The organism is Rhizobium sp. USDA 3886, assembly GCF_056279785.1.
In genome coordinates, this window is sequence record NZ_JBWCDC010000003.1 from 1,653,456 (window position 1) to 1,669,169 (window position 15,714).

General features: G+C 60.9%; 18 protein-coding genes. 6 read left to right on the plus strand and 12 right to left on the minus strand.

What is annotated here, in order from left to right; all coding sequences use genetic code 11:
* The first annotated feature begins 9 nt into the window (after positions 1-9).
* From ACZ9BX_RS30815 to hutC, 3 genes are read left to right on the plus strand one after another with little or no spacing between them, the layout of a single operon-like run.
* Positions 10-783, plus strand: a complete 774-nt coding sequence (locus tag ACZ9BX_RS30815) for an ABC transporter permease (protein ID WP_027509638.1) — start codon at positions 10-12, stop codon at positions 781-783.
* Positions 780-1,565: an ABC transporter ATP-binding protein gene (locus ACZ9BX_RS30820; protein ID WP_476222061.1), complete on the plus strand. Its 786-nt coding sequence runs from the start codon at positions 780-782 to the stop codon at positions 1,563-1,565. The genes ACZ9BX_RS30815 and ACZ9BX_RS30820 overlap by 4 nt, the downstream gene beginning before the upstream one ends.
* A gap of 21 nt (positions 1,566-1,586) precedes the next feature.
* Entirely contained in the window at positions 1,587-2,285 is a 699-nt protein-coding gene (gene hutC / locus ACZ9BX_RS30825; RefSeq protein ID WP_476223093.1) for a histidine utilization repressor, read from the plus strand.
* A gap of 6 nt (positions 2,286-2,291) precedes the next feature.
* On the opposite strand, the gene ACZ9BX_RS30830 is transcribed toward hutC, so the two are convergent.
* The 4 genes from ACZ9BX_RS30830 to ACZ9BX_RS30845 are packed head-to-tail and all read right to left on the minus strand — an operon-like array spanning position 2,292 to position 5,798.
* Positions 2,292-3,104 carry a 3-methyl-2-oxobutanoate hydroxymethyltransferase gene (locus tag ACZ9BX_RS30830; RefSeq protein ID WP_476222063.1) on the minus strand — a complete coding sequence of 271 codons (813 nt, stop codon included), beginning with the start codon at positions 3,102-3,104 and terminating at the stop codon, positions 2,292-2,294.
* Positions 3,105-3,133: 29 nt separating this feature from the next.
* Entirely contained in the window at positions 3,134-4,360 is a 1,227-nt protein-coding gene (locus ACZ9BX_RS30835; RefSeq protein WP_476222064.1) for an NAD(P)/FAD-dependent oxidoreductase, read from the minus strand.
* A gap of 10 nt (positions 4,361-4,370) precedes the next feature.
* Positions 4,371-4,685 (minus strand): MocE family 2Fe-2S type ferredoxin, encoded by a 315-nt coding sequence (locus ACZ9BX_RS30840; protein WP_476222066.1) that lies wholly within the window; start codon positions 4,683-4,685, stop codon positions 4,371-4,373.
* Between the two features lie 24 nt (positions 4,686-4,709).
* Entirely contained in the window at positions 4,710-5,798 is a 1,089-nt protein-coding gene (locus ACZ9BX_RS30845; protein ID WP_476222068.1) for a fatty acid desaturase family protein, read from the minus strand.
* Between the two features lie 145 nt (positions 5,799-5,943).
* Between ACZ9BX_RS30845 and ACZ9BX_RS30850 the strand changes: the two genes are divergently transcribed.
* Together ACZ9BX_RS30850 and ACZ9BX_RS30855 are read left to right on the plus strand one after the other, a co-directional pair.
* Positions 5,944-6,972 carry a LacI family DNA-binding transcriptional regulator gene (locus tag ACZ9BX_RS30850; RefSeq protein WP_476222070.1) on the plus strand — a complete coding sequence of 343 codons (1,029 nt, stop codon included), beginning with the start codon at positions 5,944-5,946 and terminating at the stop codon, positions 6,970-6,972.
* 156 nt (positions 6,973-7,128) lie between these two features.
* The gene (locus ACZ9BX_RS30855) at positions 7,129-7,941 is read left to right on the plus strand and encodes a TIM barrel protein (RefSeq protein ID WP_476222071.1); all 813 of its coding nucleotides are present in this window, start codon (positions 7,129-7,131) and stop codon (positions 7,939-7,941) included.
* 30 nt (positions 7,942-7,971) lie between these two features.
* Here the strand turns inward: ACZ9BX_RS30855 and cobM are convergent, their stop codons facing one another.
* Positions 7,972-8,730: a precorrin-4 C(11)-methyltransferase gene (cobM, locus tag ACZ9BX_RS30860; protein ID WP_132565722.1), complete on the minus strand. Its 759-nt coding sequence runs from the start codon at positions 8,728-8,730 to the stop codon at positions 7,972-7,974.
* Between the two features lie 3 nt (positions 8,731-8,733).
* Positions 8,734-9,966 (minus strand): precorrin-6y C5,15-methyltransferase (decarboxylating) subunit CbiE, encoded by a 1,233-nt coding sequence (gene cbiE, locus ACZ9BX_RS30865; protein WP_476222074.1) that lies wholly within the window; start codon positions 9,964-9,966, stop codon positions 8,734-8,736.
* On the opposite strand from cbiE, the gene ACZ9BX_RS30870 reads away from it, so the two are divergent.
* Positions 9,965-10,735 (plus strand): cobalt-precorrin-6A reductase, encoded by a 771-nt coding sequence (locus ACZ9BX_RS30870; RefSeq protein ID WP_476222075.1) that lies wholly within the window; start codon positions 9,965-9,967, stop codon positions 10,733-10,735. The genes cbiE and ACZ9BX_RS30870 overlap by 2 nt on opposite strands.
* On the opposite strand, the gene ACZ9BX_RS30875 is transcribed toward ACZ9BX_RS30870, so the two are convergent.
* From ACZ9BX_RS30875 to ACZ9BX_RS30900, 6 genes are read right to left on the minus strand one after another with little or no spacing between them, the layout of a single operon-like run.
* Positions 10,699-11,463 (minus strand): precorrin-3B C(17)-methyltransferase, encoded by a 765-nt coding sequence (locus ACZ9BX_RS30875; RefSeq protein ID WP_476222077.1) that lies wholly within the window; start codon positions 11,461-11,463, stop codon positions 10,699-10,701. The genes ACZ9BX_RS30870 and ACZ9BX_RS30875 overlap by 37 nt on opposite strands.
* On the minus strand, positions 11,460-12,191 hold the full coding sequence (locus tag ACZ9BX_RS30880) for a precorrin-2 C(20)-methyltransferase (RefSeq protein ID WP_476222079.1): 732 nt from the start codon (positions 12,189-12,191) through the stop codon (positions 11,460-11,462). The genes ACZ9BX_RS30875 and ACZ9BX_RS30880 overlap by 4 nt, the downstream gene beginning before the upstream one ends.
* Positions 12,188-12,820 (minus strand): precorrin-8X methylmutase, encoded by a 633-nt coding sequence (locus tag ACZ9BX_RS30885; protein WP_476222081.1) that lies wholly within the window; start codon positions 12,818-12,820, stop codon positions 12,188-12,190. Before ACZ9BX_RS30885 ends, ACZ9BX_RS30880 begins: the two co-directional genes overlap by 4 nt.
* A 2-nt stretch (positions 12,821-12,822) precedes the next feature.
* Positions 12,823-14,187 (minus strand): precorrin-3B synthase, encoded by a 1,365-nt coding sequence (gene cobG, locus ACZ9BX_RS30890; RefSeq protein ID WP_476222083.1) that lies wholly within the window; start codon positions 14,185-14,187, stop codon positions 12,823-12,825.
* Between the two features lie 56 nt (positions 14,188-14,243).
* Positions 14,244-15,002 carry a precorrin-6A synthase (deacetylating) gene (gene cobF, locus ACZ9BX_RS30895; RefSeq protein ID WP_476222084.1) on the minus strand — a complete coding sequence of 253 codons (759 nt, stop codon included), beginning with the start codon at positions 15,000-15,002 and terminating at the stop codon, positions 14,244-14,246.
* Positions 15,003-15,031: 29 nt separating this feature from the next.
* Positions 15,032-15,511, minus strand: coding sequence for a DUF2938 domain-containing protein (locus ACZ9BX_RS30900; RefSeq protein ID WP_476222086.1), 480 nt, complete (start codon positions 15,509-15,511; stop codon positions 15,032-15,034).
* Positions 15,512-15,714 lie beyond the last annotated feature (203 nt).

Sequence of the window (15,714 nt, forward strand, 5' to 3'; positions counted from 1 at the left end):
GGGCGCGGCATGCATCCACTTCAACCCATCGGAGCCCGCAGTCGGGCGCTGTTCGGCCTGCTGTTCTTCGTGCTGTTCTTCGCGGGCTGGGGCTATGCGACGCTCGGCGGCTATGTGTCAAAAACCTTCCTCGCCGATCCGATCACCATGGTGCAGGACGGCTACGACCTTTTGGTCAACCAGGGCTTCCTCTTCGATATCGGCATGACGATTTGGCGCGTCGGGGGCGGCTTCATCCTGTCAGCCCTCGTAGCCGTTCCGCTCGGCATCATCATGGGCGCCTACAAACCGGTCGAGGCGCTGCTCGAACCTTTCGTCTCCTTCGCGCGCTACCTGCCCGCCTCGGCTTTCGTGCCGTTGCTGATCCTCTGGGCCGGGATAGGTGAGACGCAGAAATTGTTGGTCATCTTCATCGGCGCCGTGTTCCAGATCGTGCTGATGGTGGCGGTCTCGGTTTCCAATACCCGCCGCGATCTCGTCGAAGCAGCCTATACGCTCGGCGCCAAGGACAGCGGCGTTGTCCGCCGCGTGCTCATTCCCGCCAATGCACCCGACATTGCTGAAACACTGCGCCTCGTGCTCGGCTGGGCCTGGACTTATGTCATTGTCGCCGAACTGATCGGCGCCTCCTCAGGCATTGGCTACATGATCATCAACAGCCAGGCGCTGCTTGCGACCGGCCAAATCATCTTCGGCATCATCGTTATCGGCCTGATCGGCCTTGTCTCGGATTTCGCCTTCAAATGGCTGAACCGCTGGCTTTTTGCCTGGAGGCTCGCATGAGCGAACTCGTCATAAAGGGTCTCAGCCGCACCTTTCCCGGTGTTCGCGGCGGTCAGCCGACGCTTGCGTTGCAGCCGACCGATCTTAGTATTCCGCGCAACGACTTCGTCACCATCCTCGGACCGTCCGGCTGCGGAAAATCGACGCTCTTGCGCATCATCGCCGGTCTCGACCGGCCGACGGCCGGCACCGTCGCGCTTGAGGGCAAGGCAGTCAAAGGTCCAGGCGCCGATCGCGGCATGGTGTTCCAGTCCTACACGCTTTTCCCCTGGCTGACGGTGCGCGACAATGTCGGCTTCGGCCTGCGTGAGAAAGGCGTTCCGGAGACGGAAAAGAAGGAGATCGTCGACAGCTACATCGACAAGGTCGGCCTTCGCGGCTTCGAGCATCATTGGCCGAAGCAGCTGTCCGGCGGCATGCAGCAGCGCACGGCAATCGCTCGGGCGCTTGCCAACAATCCGAAAATCCTGCTGCTCGACGAACCCTTCGGCGCGCTCGACAATCAGACGCGCGGCCTGATGCAGGAGCTGCTGCTTGGTATCTGGGAGCGTGAGCAGAAGACGGTCATCTTCGTGACGCACGATATCGAGGAAGCCGTCTTCATGGCCTCGCGCGTCGTCACAATGACGGCGCGGCCGGGCCGCATCAAGTCGATCACGCCGGTCGATCTGCCCCATCCGCGCCACTACACGATCAAGGCCAGTTCCGAATTCTCGGCTCTCCGGCTGAAGCTGACGGAGGAGATCCGAAGCGAGGCGATCGCCGCCGCGGCGCATGGATAGGAGGAAGTGGCTGTGGGGGAAATGCCGCTGCACCTGCGCATCCTGAACGATGTCGAAAAGCGGATCCTCTCCGGCGAATGGCCGCCGGGCCACCGCATTCCCTTCGAGCACGAGTTGACTGTGCAATACGGTTGCTCGCGCATGACAGTGAACAAGGCGCTGACGGATCTCGTCAAGAGGGGGCTGATCGAGAGGCGGCGGAAGGCTGGGACCCATGTGAGCTTCCCGCATGTCCAATTTGCCGTCATGGAGATCCATGATCTGCGACGCGAGGTACAAGCGCTCGGCCTCCCCTATCGCTACGAGATCGTCAGCCTCAAGCCCAGGCGTGCGCGGCGCGAGGACAATGCGAGGCTCGACCTTGCAGCTGGCGCCTCGGTGCTCGAAATCGTGTGCAATCACTTCGCCGGCGACCGGCCCTTCTGCCACGAAGAGAGGCTGATCAATCTTGCCGCCGTTCCCGAAGCGGCGAAGGAGACTTTCGAAGAAGGACCGCCCGGAACGTGGCTGCTTGGCAAGGTGCCGTGGAGCTCCGCAGAACACCGCATTCGTGCAGAGGCCGCAAAAGCGAAAATCGCTTCCGCTCTCTCAATCCCAACCGGGAGTGCCTGCCTCGTCGTCGAGCGTACAACCCATTACAGCGGCCTGCAGATCACCCATGTAATACTCACCTATCCCGGCGACAGGCACGAGCTCGTGGCCCAGTTCGCGCATGGCTAAGGGCAATCACGCGCCCTTCAATTCGCTGCGCAGGCGATGCAGGAACATTTTCAGTTCCTCGTCGTCGATGCCGACGAGGTGGCGCTTTTCCGGATAGGTGCCACTTTTGACATCTTCGGCGAACTCGGTGAAGGCTGCGATCCGCTCGCGCTGCAGCCGGTCATTTTCGGCGGCGAAATTGCGATAAACCTTGGCGTGGCGTGGGTAGTGGTTGCGGTTTGCGCCAAGCACGTCGTCGGCGAAAAGATACTGCGCATCGCAGCCGCTGCCCGCGCCCATGGAAATCATCAGCATGGAGGTGTTCTGGTTGATCACCTTGGCGACATCGCCAGGTACCACCTCGATTTCGGCGGCAAAGGCGCCGGCCTCTTCCAACGCTTTCGTCTGCCGCCAGATTTCAAACGCGCTTGCGGCTGTCTTGCCGACGGCGCGGAAGCCGCCGGTCCAGGTCGCCTTCGACGGGATCAGCCCAACATGGCCGCAGACCGGAATGCCCTCGTCGCGCATCCGCCGGATCGTCTGCAAGCTGGCCGCGCAATAGACGGCGTCGCCGCCCGCCTTCAACGCCTTGAAGGCCTCGCGCAAATATTCCTCGGCTGAAACATAGTCGCCATATTCGAGCCCCGGTATGGCAAAAGAACTTGGGGCCGCCTCACGAAAGAGCGGACCGAGCAGTGCCGGCGGTACGGAGATGATGTCGATCTTCGCCTTTTCGGCAGCCTCTGCCTCCTCGAGCGTCGTCACGCGAAGCATGGTCAACTGCCGCTTGCCTTTCATCGAAAGCAGATCAGCAACGGTCGGCCGGTTATGTTTTTTCATGGCGTTTCCTCTGAAAAGATCGGCGGCCGTCAGGCGGCGAGAAGGGATTTGAGTTTCACATGACTTGTGGTGAGCGCTGCTGGATCGGGACATGCCCGCGCGGCAATCAGCATTTCCGCAAGCCGGATATCGCGGGCAACGGCATTGCCCGGCCCGATACCGCTTGCCGCAATCAGCCGCCCTGTCTCATCCAGATGGAAGAGGATGAAAGCTCCGTCCCCGAGGTCGCGCCGAAGATGAGTGACTGCGCCCTCGGCAAGTCCGGCGATTTGCAAGGTCATGTCGTATTGATCGGACCAGAACCATGGAACAGCCGACACGGCTTCACCGGTGCCGAGCATATTGGCGGCAGCAAGGTTGCCTTGCTCCTGCGCGTTGCGCCAGGATTCGAGCCGTACGCGTTTGCCGCCGTAAATATCAAGGGGGAACGAGCAGCAGTCGCCCGCGGCAAAGACATCCAGCGCCGAGGTCTGCAGATGGGCGTCGACAGCAATCCCGTTTTCGATCGCAATCCCCGCCTTTTCCGCCAGGTCGACATTTGGTCTTGCACCGATCCCCATAAGGACAAGATCGGCCTCGACCACGTCGCCGGCAGCAAGCGTGATCACCGCCTTTTCGTCGGCTTCATTCAGTGACTCGATGGAGACGCCGCAGCGAATGCGCACACCTTCGACGCGATGCCGCGCACAGACCGCATCGGCGATCACCTCCGGCACGCCGCGTGTCAATATGCGCTCCAGGCCCTCGAGAACGGTAACATCCGCTCCAAGCTTTCTAGCTGTCGCAGCGACCTCAAGCCCGATGAAGCCGCCGCCAATGATTGCAATGTGCCTGCCTGGCTTCAGCACATGACGCAATGCCATCGCATCGTGATGCGTTCTCAGCGAACGGATACAGGCGCTGCTTTCCGGCATCCCGGGAAAGGGTCGCGCTCTTGCGCCGGTCGCCAGCAACAGCTTGTCGTAGGCGATGATCGCGCCATCGGCGAGCGTGACTCTCTTGTTCCTCACGTCGAGATTGATCGCCGGAGCGTCCGTCCGCAGATGGATGCCGCTTTCGGCATATCTCTCCGGCGCGGCGATGAATTTCGGTTGAGGCGCCCCGGCAAGGCCCGCCTTGGAAAGCGGCGGCCTTTCGTAAGGCGCAACCGGCTCGCTGCCGATCAGCGTGACTTCACCGCCAAAACCCTTCTCGCGCAGCGCAAAGGCTGCACGAGTGCCGCATTCGCCTGCTCCGATGATGACATAGTGAGCCACGGCGCACCCCCTAGATGGAAATAAAGACGGTGCCGCCTTCGACCTTGACGGGGTAGGTACTTAGGTTGACGCAGACCGGCGCACCCTTGGCCTCGCCCGTCTTGTAGTTGAAGCGCCCGTTGTGCTTTGGACATTCGATGATCTCGTCCATCACCAATCCATCGGCAAGATGGATGTGCTCGTGTGTGCAGAGGCCATCGGTTGCGAAGAACTCGTCGTCGGGACTGCGATAGACGGCAAAGGTCTTGCCGTCATGGTCGAAACGCATGACATCCTCCTCGTCGATATCGCCAGTGGCGCAGACTTCGATCCAGTTTCCGCTCATTTTCATCCTCCCAGAGGGCTGGTCTCATTGCGCAGCAGGCGCGAGCTCGTTGTGAAATTCCTCGCGATAGGGCCGCGCCGTCGGCGGCAGCTCACGCTTCAGGAAATAGTCCTCATTGCGCAATTGGCGCACAAAGGCCGGGGCCATTTCGCGATAACCCGACCAGATCGACGGGCTTGGCGCCGGCAGGTCGTGCTTGATCATCGCATGCAGCTGCGGCAGCGCATGGTAGGGAACCATCGGGAACATGTGATGCTCGACATGATAGTTCATGTTCCAGTAGATGAAGCGGCTGATGGGATTCATGTAGACCGTGCGGCTGTTCAGCCGATGGTCGATGACATTGTCTGCAAGACCGCCATGCTGCAGCAGGCCGGTCAGCACATGGTGCCAGGCGCCGTAAAGCCGAGGCAGGCCAATCAGCACCAGCGGCAGGAACGAACCCAAAGTGATCGCAAGCGCGACGGTTGCGCCGTAGATCGCCAGCCAGATACGGGCAATACGGATCGCCTTCGGCTGTTCCATCTCCGGAATGAACGTCTTTTCCTCGGCGCTGATCACGCCAAAAGCGTTGCGGATCATATCGACCACGGCATGCCAAACGTCGAGAAGGCCAAAGAAATTAAGGATCAGCCGCATAAGATCCGGCGGGCGCATGACGGCAATTTCCGGATCGCGGCCGACGATGACCGTATCAGTATGATGGCGGGTGTGGCTCCAGCGCCAGGTTACCGGATTGCGCATGATCATGAAGCAGGCGATCTGATAGACGGCATCATTCATCCAGCGGGTCTTGAAGGCGGTGCCATGCCCGCACTCATGCCAGCGGCTATCGGATGCCGAGCCGTAGAGCACGCCGTAAGCAAGGAGGAACGGCACACAAAGCCACGAGCCCCAGAAATAGATACCAAGCCCGGCAAAGGCCGCCATGGCGCCGAGCCAGATCGCCGTGTCGCGAATTGCCGGCGCATCGGAACGCTGCATCAGCGCCTTCATGTCTTTGCGCGGAATTTCGGTGTGATACCACTCGGCTGCAGCCAACCCGATCTCAACAGCGGTGCGGCCGCTTTCACCGAGCAGGCTGTAATCGCGCTTCGTCGCCTTCATCGTCATGCTTTCCTCCCGGGCCTCCGCACCCATCGCTGATGGACGAGAATAAGTTGACTTTGAAAAGCACTCAATGCAGGCTTGATATAATCTATCAAAGAACATCATGAGTGAATTGCATTCGTGATGGAATTCCATCAGGATTAAGCGCATGCGCCGACCGACCATCTCCGATCTCGCCCGCGCCTCCGGCGTCAGCGTTGCGACTGTCGACCGCGTGCTGAACGGTCGCCATCGTGTGCGTGAGGAAACGGCAAGACGTGTCTATGATGCGGCGGAATCGATCGGCTATCACGCGCTCGGACTCATCCGTCAGCGCGTCTTCGAGGATCTGCCGCAATACAAACTGGCTTTTCTACTGCAGAAGCCGATGCAATCCTTCTATCAGAATTTTGCAAGAGAGATCGAAACTGCAGCACGCGGGGTGACGACGGCGCGCATTCAGACGCAGATCGATTTTCCCGCGGCGTCCACGCCCGCCGCGATCACGGAAAAGATAAAGGCGCTTGCAGCGCGCAGTCAGGCCATTGCCCTTGTCGGTCCGGATCATCCCGCTGTGGCAGCCGCAATCGAAGAACTCAAAGAGAAGGGAGTACCGGTCTTCTCCCTTCTTTCAGATTTTGCCGCCGGCGTGCGCGAAGGCTATATCGGGCTCGACAACAGCAAGGTGGGCCGGACCGCTGCATGGGCAATCGCCAAAACAGCGCCGCACCCCGGAAAGGTTGCCTGCTTCGTCGGCAGCCATCGCTTTCACGGTCATGAACTGCGGGAAATGGGCTTCCGATCCTATCTTCGCGAGAATGCGCCGGAATTCGAGGTGGTCGAGACGCTTATTAATCTCGAGACTTCGGAAATAACCCATGAGGCGACTCTGACGCTTCTGCAAAAACACCCGGACCTCGTCGGGCTTTATGTCTGCGGCGGCGGGATGGAAGGTGCTATTTCGGCAATCCGCGAGGAAGGGCTCGTCGGTAAGATCGTGCTGATCGTCAACGAGCTGACGCCGGAAAGCAAGGCAGGGCTCGCCGATGATGTCGTCACGATGGCGATCTCAACGCCACTGCCCGCCTTGTGCAAGGAGATGATGACATTGATGACGACCGCCGTCGAAAACGGCGAGGCTGCCGTTCCCGGCCAAATCTTTTTGCCCCTCGAAATCTACATTTCAGAAAATATCTGAAGAATGATGGAATTCCATCATTCCTTTGGAAATTCTTGCATAAATGAAGGAGTAACAGGCCCGATATGGCGTGGCTTGCTCCAGGATTTCCATTAGAGATTGCCCTGACGAAACCATATAGGCTCATCAATTGATGCCTTGGGAGGAGAGACTGAAATGACATCCATCCCCTTTGCGCTGAACCATATGTCGGCGCCCGCGCTGAAGATCGGCGAATTTTTCGCGCTCGCAAAGCAGCTCCGCATCGATGCCGTCGAAATCCGCAACGATCTGTCCGGCAACGCCATTCTCGACGGCACCAAACCGGAAGAGATCAAGCAGGCGGCGGCCAATCATGGGCTTTCGATCATCTCCATCAACGCGCTGCAGCGTTTCAACGAATGGAACGAGACGCGCGCGCACGAAGCTGCGGAACTGATCGGTTATGCAGCCGCCTGCGGGGCCGAAGCGCTTGTGCTTGTACCCAAGAATGACGGCACCGGCCGCGAAGATGGTGCGCGTCAGGCCAATCTGCGCCAAGCGCTGCAAGCGCTAAAACCGATGCTGGAGGCCGCCGGCATCATCGGCCTCGTCGAGCCGCTTGGTTTTGAAATCTGCTCGCTGCGCTCCAAAACAGAGGCAGCCGATGCGATCGAGGCGCTTTCGGCGCAATCGACGTTCAAGCTCGTCCACGACACGTTCCATCATCACTTAGCCGGCGAGGAACTGATCTTCCCGCATCTGACCGGCCTCGTCCATATCTCCGGCGTCAGCGATCCGGACGTTTCCGTCAGCGACATGCGCGATCCGCACCGCGTTCTCGTCGACGCCTCCGACCGTCTCGACAACGCCGGGCAGATGCGCACGCTCTTGCAGGCAGGCTACAAGGGTCGCTTCTCCTTCGAGCCCTTTGCAGACGAAGTGCATGGTTTGACAGATCCTGCGGCAGCCTTGAAGGCAAGCATGAACTATCTGTCGGCAGCGCTCTGAGCGTTGATGACGAGCCGGCGTTCCGGCTCGCTATTCTCTGCCCCTGAACCGCCGCTGATAGGCGGGGTCGTAAAGCGCGCTTTCGCGAAAATCGCTGGCAGAAAGCGTCGGACCGACGAAGATGATCGCCGTGCGTTCAATCGGTTCGAGAGCGACCCTCGCCTCGATATCAGCAAGCGTGCCGTGCAGGATACGTTCGTCAGGCCAGGAGGCCTTGACGACTATGGCAACAGGGCAATCGGCGCCGTAAAGCGGCGTCAGTTCCTCGACGACTTGCCTGAGCGCATGAATTGCCAGATGGATCGCAAGCGTCGAGCCCGTCGCACCGAATTTAGCAAGTGTTTCCTCATTCGGCATCGGCGAGGCGCGGCCTGAGACGCGGGTCAGCACCAGGCTCTGGGCAACAGCCGGAATCGTCAGTTCGCGGCCAAGTGCGGAGGCGGCCGCGGCAAAGGCCGGAACGCCCGGCGTCATCGTGTAGGCGATGCCCAGTTTTTCGAGGCGTCTTGTCTGCTCGGCAACGGCGCTCCAGACTGAAAGATCGCCGGAATGCAGGCGCGCCACGTCCTCACCGGCCTTGGCGGCACGCAGATACTCCGCCTCGATCTCATCGAGCGACATCGGCGCGGTATCGATGATGCGCGCATCCGGCGGGCAGTATTGCAGCAGTTCCGGGGATACGATCGATCCGGCATAGAGGCAGACCGGGCATCTGGTGATGAGATCGCGCCCGCGAACGGTGATGAGATCGGCCGCACCCGGGCCTGCTCCGATAAAGTGAACCGTCATCCTTCAATCCTTGATCCAGCGCCATTGCACCACGGGCATTGCCGGGCGCCAGCCGCTCATTGCGCCGAGGGGACCGGCGCGGGAAATCTCGATCCTTGTCAAAAGACCGCCGCGCCTTGCCTGTTCGGTAAGCAGCACGGCCTCCATTTCCAGTGTCACCGCGTTGGCGACGAGGCGTCCGCCGCTTCTGAGCGAGGCGATTGCTGCGTCCATGACGCCCGGCTCGCTGCCGCCTCCGCCGACAAAGATGGCGTCCGGTACCGGCAATCCGCCCAATGCCGCAGGTGCTGTTCCTTCGACAACGGCAAGCCCCGGCACGCCGAAAGCAAAAGCATTGCGGGCGATCCTTTCCGCGCGCTCGCGTGATTGCTCGATGGCGACTGCCTTCAGCGACGGATCGCTGAGCATCCACTCGATGCCGATCGAACCCGAGCCGGCTCCGATATCCCACAGCAGTTCCCCGTGGCGCGGCGCAAGCGCAGACTGCGTCAGAGCGCGGACTTCACGCTTGGTGATCTGCCCGTCATGTTCAAAGAGTTCGTCGTCCAGGCCGGCGGCAAAAGGCAGGATGCGAGCCCCTTTACCTGCCTTGACCTCGACACCGCAGACATTGAGAGGATCTATATCGGAAAGCCGGAAATCGTCTGCGGAGGTACTGAGGATACGCTCGCGGGCGCCGCCAAGCGCCTCCAGAACAATCATGCGAGAATGGCCGAAGCCGCTGTTTGACAGCAGCGCTGCCAGTTCCCCCGGCCCCTTCGCGTCGGAGGTCAGTGCAATGATGCGCCGCCCGGAATGCAGATGCGGGCGGACGAGATCGATGGAACGGCCATGAAGCGAGAGGCAGGCAGTTTCCTGCAAAGGCCAGCCGAGGCGCGACGCGGCCATGCTGAAGGCCGATGGAGCTGGAATGGCGCGCATCTCATCGGCGTTCACGTGCCGCGAGAGTGTCGCGCCGATACCATAAAGAAAGGGGTCACCGGAAGCCAGCACGACGACCGGTGAGCCCCGCCGGCTAAGGATTGCATTGATCGACTTTTCGAAGGGGCTTTGCCAGACAAGCCGCTCGCCTGTAATCAGACTGTCCATCAATGCATGATGCCGTTCGCCTCCGAAGACGGCAGGTGCCGCAGAAATCAGCCGCTTGGCCTGCTCGCCAAGTCCTTCTGGACCATCCTCGCCGATACCGATAATGACTAGCCAGGGTTTCGTGGTGTGACTAGGCATATCAGACATGGCAAAAATCCGCGGACTGATATTGGGCGGAACGACCGAAGCGCGTGCTTTGGCGCAGGCGCTCTCCAAGAAGGCCGGTTTTGACATCCTGCTGTCTCTTGCCGGTCGCACAGAAAAACCGTCCAATCAACCTGTTCCTGTTCGCATTGGCGGTTTCGGCGGAGCCGACGGCCTCGCGTCTTTCCTGCGCGATGGAGGCTTTGACCTTCTCGTCGATGCGACACATCCCTTTGCCGCCCGCATCTCCGCCAACGCCGACGGCGCTGCACGTCTCTGCGGAATTGCGGCGCTTGCCCTTCGCCGGCCCGAATGGGTGCAGCAACCGGGTGATCAATGGATCGCGACTAGAAACATTCAGCAGGCGATTGCTGCGCTTGGCCCTGACGCTCGCCGCGTCTTCCTGGCGACCGGACGCCAGGAGGCGCACTCTGCAGAGGCGGCGGCGCATCATTTCTATCTTGTTCGCAGCGTCGATCCCGTCAATCCGCCGCTCAATATTCCGAACGTGGAATACGTTCTCGATCGCGGCCCTTTCGATGTCGACCGCGAGATCGCCCTCCTTGCGTCCCACCGCATCGATGCGGTCGTTGCCAAGAATAGCGGCGGTGCGGCGACCTATGCGAAAATCGAGGCAGCACGCCATCTCGGCATCGAAGTCTTCATGATCGCCCGTGCGCCCGCGCCTGCCATGAGAGCGGTCGAAACCATCGAGGAAGCGCTCCGCGCGATCGATCACCTGTTTCCTCCTGCCATGGAACGGGGCGTGTAGACAAGTTCCGGCTTGCCACCGCCGGAAATGATCCGCGTTTCCGGCGAGCCGATGATGATGCAGGTCGCCATATCCGCAACGGAGGCGTGGGCGTCGCCGAGCGGCTGAATGATGATCCGTTCATCGGGACGTCCGGCTGCGCGGCCGAAGATCACCGGTGTCTGCCGCGGCAGATGCGCGCGCAGCACCTCGAAGGCCTTGCCGAGCTGCCAGGGCCGCGCCTTGCTGATCGGGTTGTAAAGGGCAATCACGAAGCCCGCCTTTGCAGCCAATGCCAGGCGTTTTTCGATGATATCCCAGGACTTCAGGTTATCCGAAAGCGAAATCGCGCAGAAATCGTGCCCGAGCGGGGCGCCGACGCGGGCTGCAACCGCAAGCATTGCGGTAATGCCCGGCACCACCACCAGCTCGACAGATCGCCATTCCGCCGGACCCGTATCGATTGCTTCGCAGACGGCCGCGGCCATGGCGAAAACGCCGGGATCGCCGCCGGAGACGATACAGACCTTGCGGCCGCCTGCCGCCATCGTCAAAGCGTCCCCTGCCCGTCTCATCTCCTCGCGATTGTCAGAGGGATGACGTTTTTGATGGGCGCTGAACTGCAGCCGGTCGAGATAGGGACCATAGCCGAAGAAATCGGTCGATGCCGAAACCGCCGAATGCGCTTCCGGCGTCATCTGATCAGGGTTGCCAGGGCCGGTGCCAATGACAAACAGGATTCCACTCATCGGTTCGCCTCCCAGCCGGGCACAAGCACCAGCGAGAAATACGGCGCGTCGCCGTCCGGCCGTTCTGCAAGCTTCAGCATCGCGGAATTCGCCATCGTGCCGCGCTCGACATAGACTGCTTCGCCGAGCCGCCCCGCAGCTTCAAGCGCGCGGCGGATCTTCGCAAGATTGCGGCCGACCTTCATGATGACGGCTGCCTGGGTATCGCCCAGCCGTCGCGTCAATTCTGCTTCCGTCATCGTGCCCGGCAGCACGGAAAGCACGTCGTCGCCCTGGACGATCGGCATGCCGGCAAGCGACCAGCAGCCGGACATGGCGCTGATGCCCGGGATCACCTCGACCGGGAAGCGATCGGCAAGGCGCACATGCAAGTGCATGTAGGATCCGTAGAACATCGGATCGCCTTCGCTGAGGACCGCGACCGTTTTTCCCGCATCGAGGCATGCTGCGACCACGGCTGCAGAACTATCGTAGAAAGCCGTGATCTGGCTTTGATAGAGCGCTTCGCTCTTTTCGATTTCGGTGGTCACCGGATAATAGAGCGGCAGCAGTTCGGCTTCGGGTCCGATCAGGTGCTGCACGACAGCCCGGCCGTTGCCCGCCCTGCCCTGTTTGGCGAAATAGGCAATGACGTCCGCGGCTTCGATCGCCTTGATTGCCTTGATGGTCAGCAGATCCGGGTCGCCTGGCCCCGTGCCGACGCCGATGAGACGGCCGGGCCTGGTCATAGTCCGGACCTCGCCAGCGCGTTGATTGCGGCTGCCGTCATCGCACTGCCACCCAGGCGGCCCCGAACGATCGCGAAGGGCACGCCATAGGAATTTTCCGCCAACGCATCCTTGGATTCGGCAGCACCGACGAAGCCGACCGGCATGCCGATGATCGCAGCAGGCTTCGGCGCGCCGCCACGCAGCAGTTCGAGAAGATGGAAGAGTGCCGTCGGGGCATTGCCTATCGCGACGACGCTGCCCGCCAGGCGATCGAGCCAAAGCCCGATGGCCGCCGCCGAGCGCGTGTTGCGGCTTGCTACAGCCAGTTCCGGGGTGCGGGGGTCGCGCAGCGTGCAGATCACGCCGTTTTCGGCCGGCAGCCTGGCCCGCGTAATGCCATGGGCGACCATTTCGGCGTCGCAGAAAATCGGAGCACCCTTCTTGAGCGCGCCACGCGCCGCGATCACGAAATCCGGCGAGAAGTCGAAATGCGCGGCGGCTTCGACCAGCCCGCAGGCATGGATCATGCGCACGGCAATCTCGGTCTCTTCCGGTGAAAAGCGCGAAAGATCGGCTTCGCTGCGGATGATTGCAAAGGAGCGTTCGTAGATCGCCTCGCCGCTGCGGATATAATCGTAATCTGGCATCCCTATTCCTGTTTCAGCGCGTTGGCGATCGCCTGGGGGCCGAGCCGCGTCAGGCAGGCAGCCGCCGATTCGCAAGGGCTCTTGTTCTTCCCGATAAGCCGGGCGAGCTTCTCTATAGCGGAATCGATCTCGCTGCCAGCAATCGTTACATCCGGCATGTCGCCCGCCCGTCCGTTCAACACAATACCATAACCGCCCGGCATCCCAATGATTGTGAGAGCTTGCCGCGGATGAGCACATCCCTTGGCACAGCCGGAAAGGTGAACCGCGAGCGATCCGTCGAAAAGAGCCGGTGCATGCTGCAGCAGATGCTCTGCCCGCACCTTCGTTTCATAAAAACCCGAGGCGCAGGCCCCCGCGCCAGCGCAAGCCGCAATATTTGCAAACGAACCGTTTGGATCGGAGCTAAAGCCAAGATCCGTTGCCGCCTCTTGCAACCGCTCTGCACTTTGTGGGTTCAAACCGGCCACATAAAATAGTCGGCCCGGCGCCAGCCGAATTTCTGCTGGCCCGAAGCGCTCGGCCTCTCCCAGAAATGTCGACAGGTCGCTTGCATTCATCTGGCCGAAATGCGGCCTGAGACCAAGGACAATGCTGCGATCGGCAAGCTGATGAACTCCGGGCCTTGACGTTTCTGAATGAGGCGCGGTGACAAATTGCGACTCCATTGCCGGAAACATGTCGCGCAAGGCAGTCGGTCCGATGTCGCGCGCTCGAGAATGCATGCCGATCCTCACGAGCATCGCCAGCAATTGCCCGACCGTCCGGACGGCGTCATCCGCCGAGCCGCTGCAAACAGGCACGGCCGTTTTACCATCGCCGTCTATCGCAACCCGCCAGCGGCCTTCGCCCAGAGCGGCAACGCGGATATCGGCTGAAAGACCAGATAGACCGAAACGTCCTCCACCGTCGACGATGATGGAGAGCTTCGGGGCCAGAAGTGGTGAAGACAGCGCAATCCTTAGCTCATCACGCAGCCGCGCTTCGATGGCGGCGGGATTTCCTATCTCGCGCGGGTCGATGCCATGTAGCGGCGAAAGCTCGATCGACGGACCTGCCGGAACAAGAATTCCTGCCGCATCGACATCAGCAGCAAGCCGATCGACAGTTTCCGGCCGCAGACCGCGGACTTGCAGACTTCCGCGCGCGGAAATTTCCAGAAGACCGTTGCCGTTTACCGCTGCGGAGGCTGCAAGCATCTTGAATTGCCCAGGCGACAGCGCGCCGCCGGTCGGCCGCAACCGCACGAGCAGGCCGTCGCCGGTCGCCATGGGTGCGGCAAGCGTCGGACAGGCGCCGCGGCGCGATTCTTGCGCGGCAACGACGCGCGCTTCCCTGTCGATCTTTCTTTCGCCGGCAAATCCCATTGGCTCGTCCTTTCGTTCCTGCCTTTACGGGACGGCCCCCCGGCAAAGCGCCGCGACTAGTTCTTAACGTTGCAGCCTTTGCGCAATAGGTAGATGTCCATGATCCAACCATGCCGTTCGCGCGCTTCAGCGCGTGCCCTGACGATATCATCGGCGACATCGCCGAGGCGCCCGGCACGGACAATTTCGTCTTCCGTGCCAAGATAGGCTCCCCAGAAGATTTCCGCGTCCGGATCATCGACCGTCGTAAACGCCTGGATGCCATCGAGCATTACAACCGTACTTTCCGTCTTGAGCCCCTCTTCGGCAAGCCTACGGCCGGTCGTAATTTCCACTGGCTTGCCGACGAGATTGACGGGGATGCGGTGGCTCGCGGCGAGCGCTTGAATGCTGGTAATACCCGGGATGACGGTGATCTCAAATTCCACTTTATCCCGCACCCGCTCCAGGATGCGCAACGTGCTGTCGTAGAGGCTCGGATCGCCCCATACGAGAAAGGCGGCTGTGCCGTTTTCCGGCAGATCGCCGACCAACTGACGATAGGTTGCAGCGATTGTCTCATGCCACTCATCGACGCTCTGCCCATAATTGCGCTCCTTCGTCTCGCGACGAGGCACGGCGAATTCGATGATCTTGCTGTCCGCCTTCTTGAGATATCGCGCACAGATTTCGCGGCGTACATCTGCAAGCTCTTCTTTCTGTGCGCCCTTTGTGGGGATAAAGATGTGATCGGCAGCGTTCATGGCGTTGATCGCCTGAATGGTCATATGTTCCGGGTTTCCGGTGCCGATGCCGATGACGTAAATATCCTTCACTGAGCCTCCTTGCGGGGTTTGCGCCGCTTTTAACGGATCAGGAGCGCGGTGCCGAAAAGCCCGATCGCGAAAACGGTATGCGCGATCAGATTGAGTGCACGTACCTTGTTCGGGTTTAGCGTCTTCGACGCGGCCCAGCCGATGCCGAGCCCCGGCTGCAGCAGAAACCAGCCGGCCCCGACGGTCACAATACCGAGGATCCAAGCGGGGATGAAAGTTGGCGCTGTCAGCCAGGATGGCCCCATGAGAACCGCAAGAACAAGGCCATAGATGATGCCGGTTGCATAATGCCCGATCCAGCCCAGCGCCAGTTCGTTCCTATAGGGCTCGGCATCGGCAATATTGTCGTGAAAAACCTTGCCGCGCCCGAGGTGCCAGAACCACCGTCCGACAGGCGCCCAGTTGGCAGGCGCCTGACCGAAGGCCCGGAAAAGGACGATTGCCCAAATATCCATGAGGATCGTCGCGCCGATCCCCATTGCTACGCCGCGCCATAAAATATCGAACATGATGACGACCCCGAATGGTAGAATTGCCGGACTGTCTTAAACACGGGCGGCAAACCCTGCAACATCGCTCTTACACTCAGGGGCCGGTTCCGGTACTGCGCGAAATGACACCCCAAGCGCTTGCCTCAGTGGGCCACAGATATTCTCCGGTCAGCAATGAAGGCTGAACCGGAGGCGAGCGGCTGACCCGGTCCGCCCCTCGT

Coding starts and splice junctions, on each gene's coding strand:
- ACZ9BX_RS30815 (WP_027509638.1), top strand. CDS start 10: ATGCATCCACTTCAACCCATCGGAGCCCGCAGTCGGGCGCTGTTCGGC.
- ACZ9BX_RS30820 (WP_476222061.1), top strand. CDS start 780: ATGAGCGAACTCGTCATAAAGGGTCTCAGCCGCACCTTTCCCGGTGTT.
- hutC (WP_476223093.1), top strand. CDS start 1,587: ATGCCGCTGCACCTGCGCATCCTGAACGATGTCGAAAAGCGGATCCTC.
- ACZ9BX_RS30830 (WP_476222063.1), bottom strand. CDS start 3,104: ATGAAAAAACATAACCGGCCGACCGTTGCTGATCTGCTTTCGATGAAA.
- ACZ9BX_RS30840 (WP_476222066.1), bottom strand. CDS start 4,685: ATGAGCGGAAACTGGATCGAAGTCTGCGCCACTGGCGATATCGACGAG.
- ACZ9BX_RS30845 (WP_476222068.1), bottom strand. CDS start 5,798: ATGACGATGAAGGCGACGAAGCGCGATTACAGCCTGCTCGGTGAAAGC.
- ACZ9BX_RS30850 (WP_476222070.1), top strand. CDS start 5,944: ATGCGCCGACCGACCATCTCCGATCTCGCCCGCGCCTCCGGCGTCAGC.
- ACZ9BX_RS30855 (WP_476222071.1), top strand. CDS start 7,129: ATGACATCCATCCCCTTTGCGCTGAACCATATGTCGGCGCCCGCGCTG.
- cobM (WP_132565722.1), bottom strand. CDS start 8,730: ATGACGGTTCACTTTATCGGAGCAGGCCCGGGTGCGGCCGATCTCATC.
- ACZ9BX_RS30870 (WP_476222075.1), top strand. CDS start 9,965: ATGGCAAAAATCCGCGGACTGATATTGGGCGGAACGACCGAAGCGCGT.
- cbiE (WP_476222074.1), bottom strand. CDS start 9,966: ATGTCTGATATGCCTAGTCACACCACGAAACCCTGGCTAGTCATTATC.
- ACZ9BX_RS30875 (WP_476222077.1), bottom strand. CDS start 11,463: ATGAGTGGAATCCTGTTTGTCATTGGCACCGGCCCTGGCAACCCTGAT.
- ACZ9BX_RS30880 (WP_476222079.1), bottom strand. CDS start 12,191: ATGACCAGGCCCGGCCGTCTCATCGGCGTCGGCACGGGGCCAGGCGAC.
- ACZ9BX_RS30885 (WP_476222081.1), bottom strand. CDS start 12,820: ATGCCAGATTACGATTATATCCGCAGCGGCGAGGCGATCTACGAACGC.
- cobG (WP_476222083.1), bottom strand. CDS start 14,187: ATGGGATTTGCCGGCGAAAGAAAGATCGACAGGGAAGCGCGCGTCGTT.
- ACZ9BX_RS30900 (WP_476222086.1), bottom strand. CDS start 15,511: ATGTTCGATATTTTATGGCGCGGCGTAGCAATGGGGATCGGCGCGACG.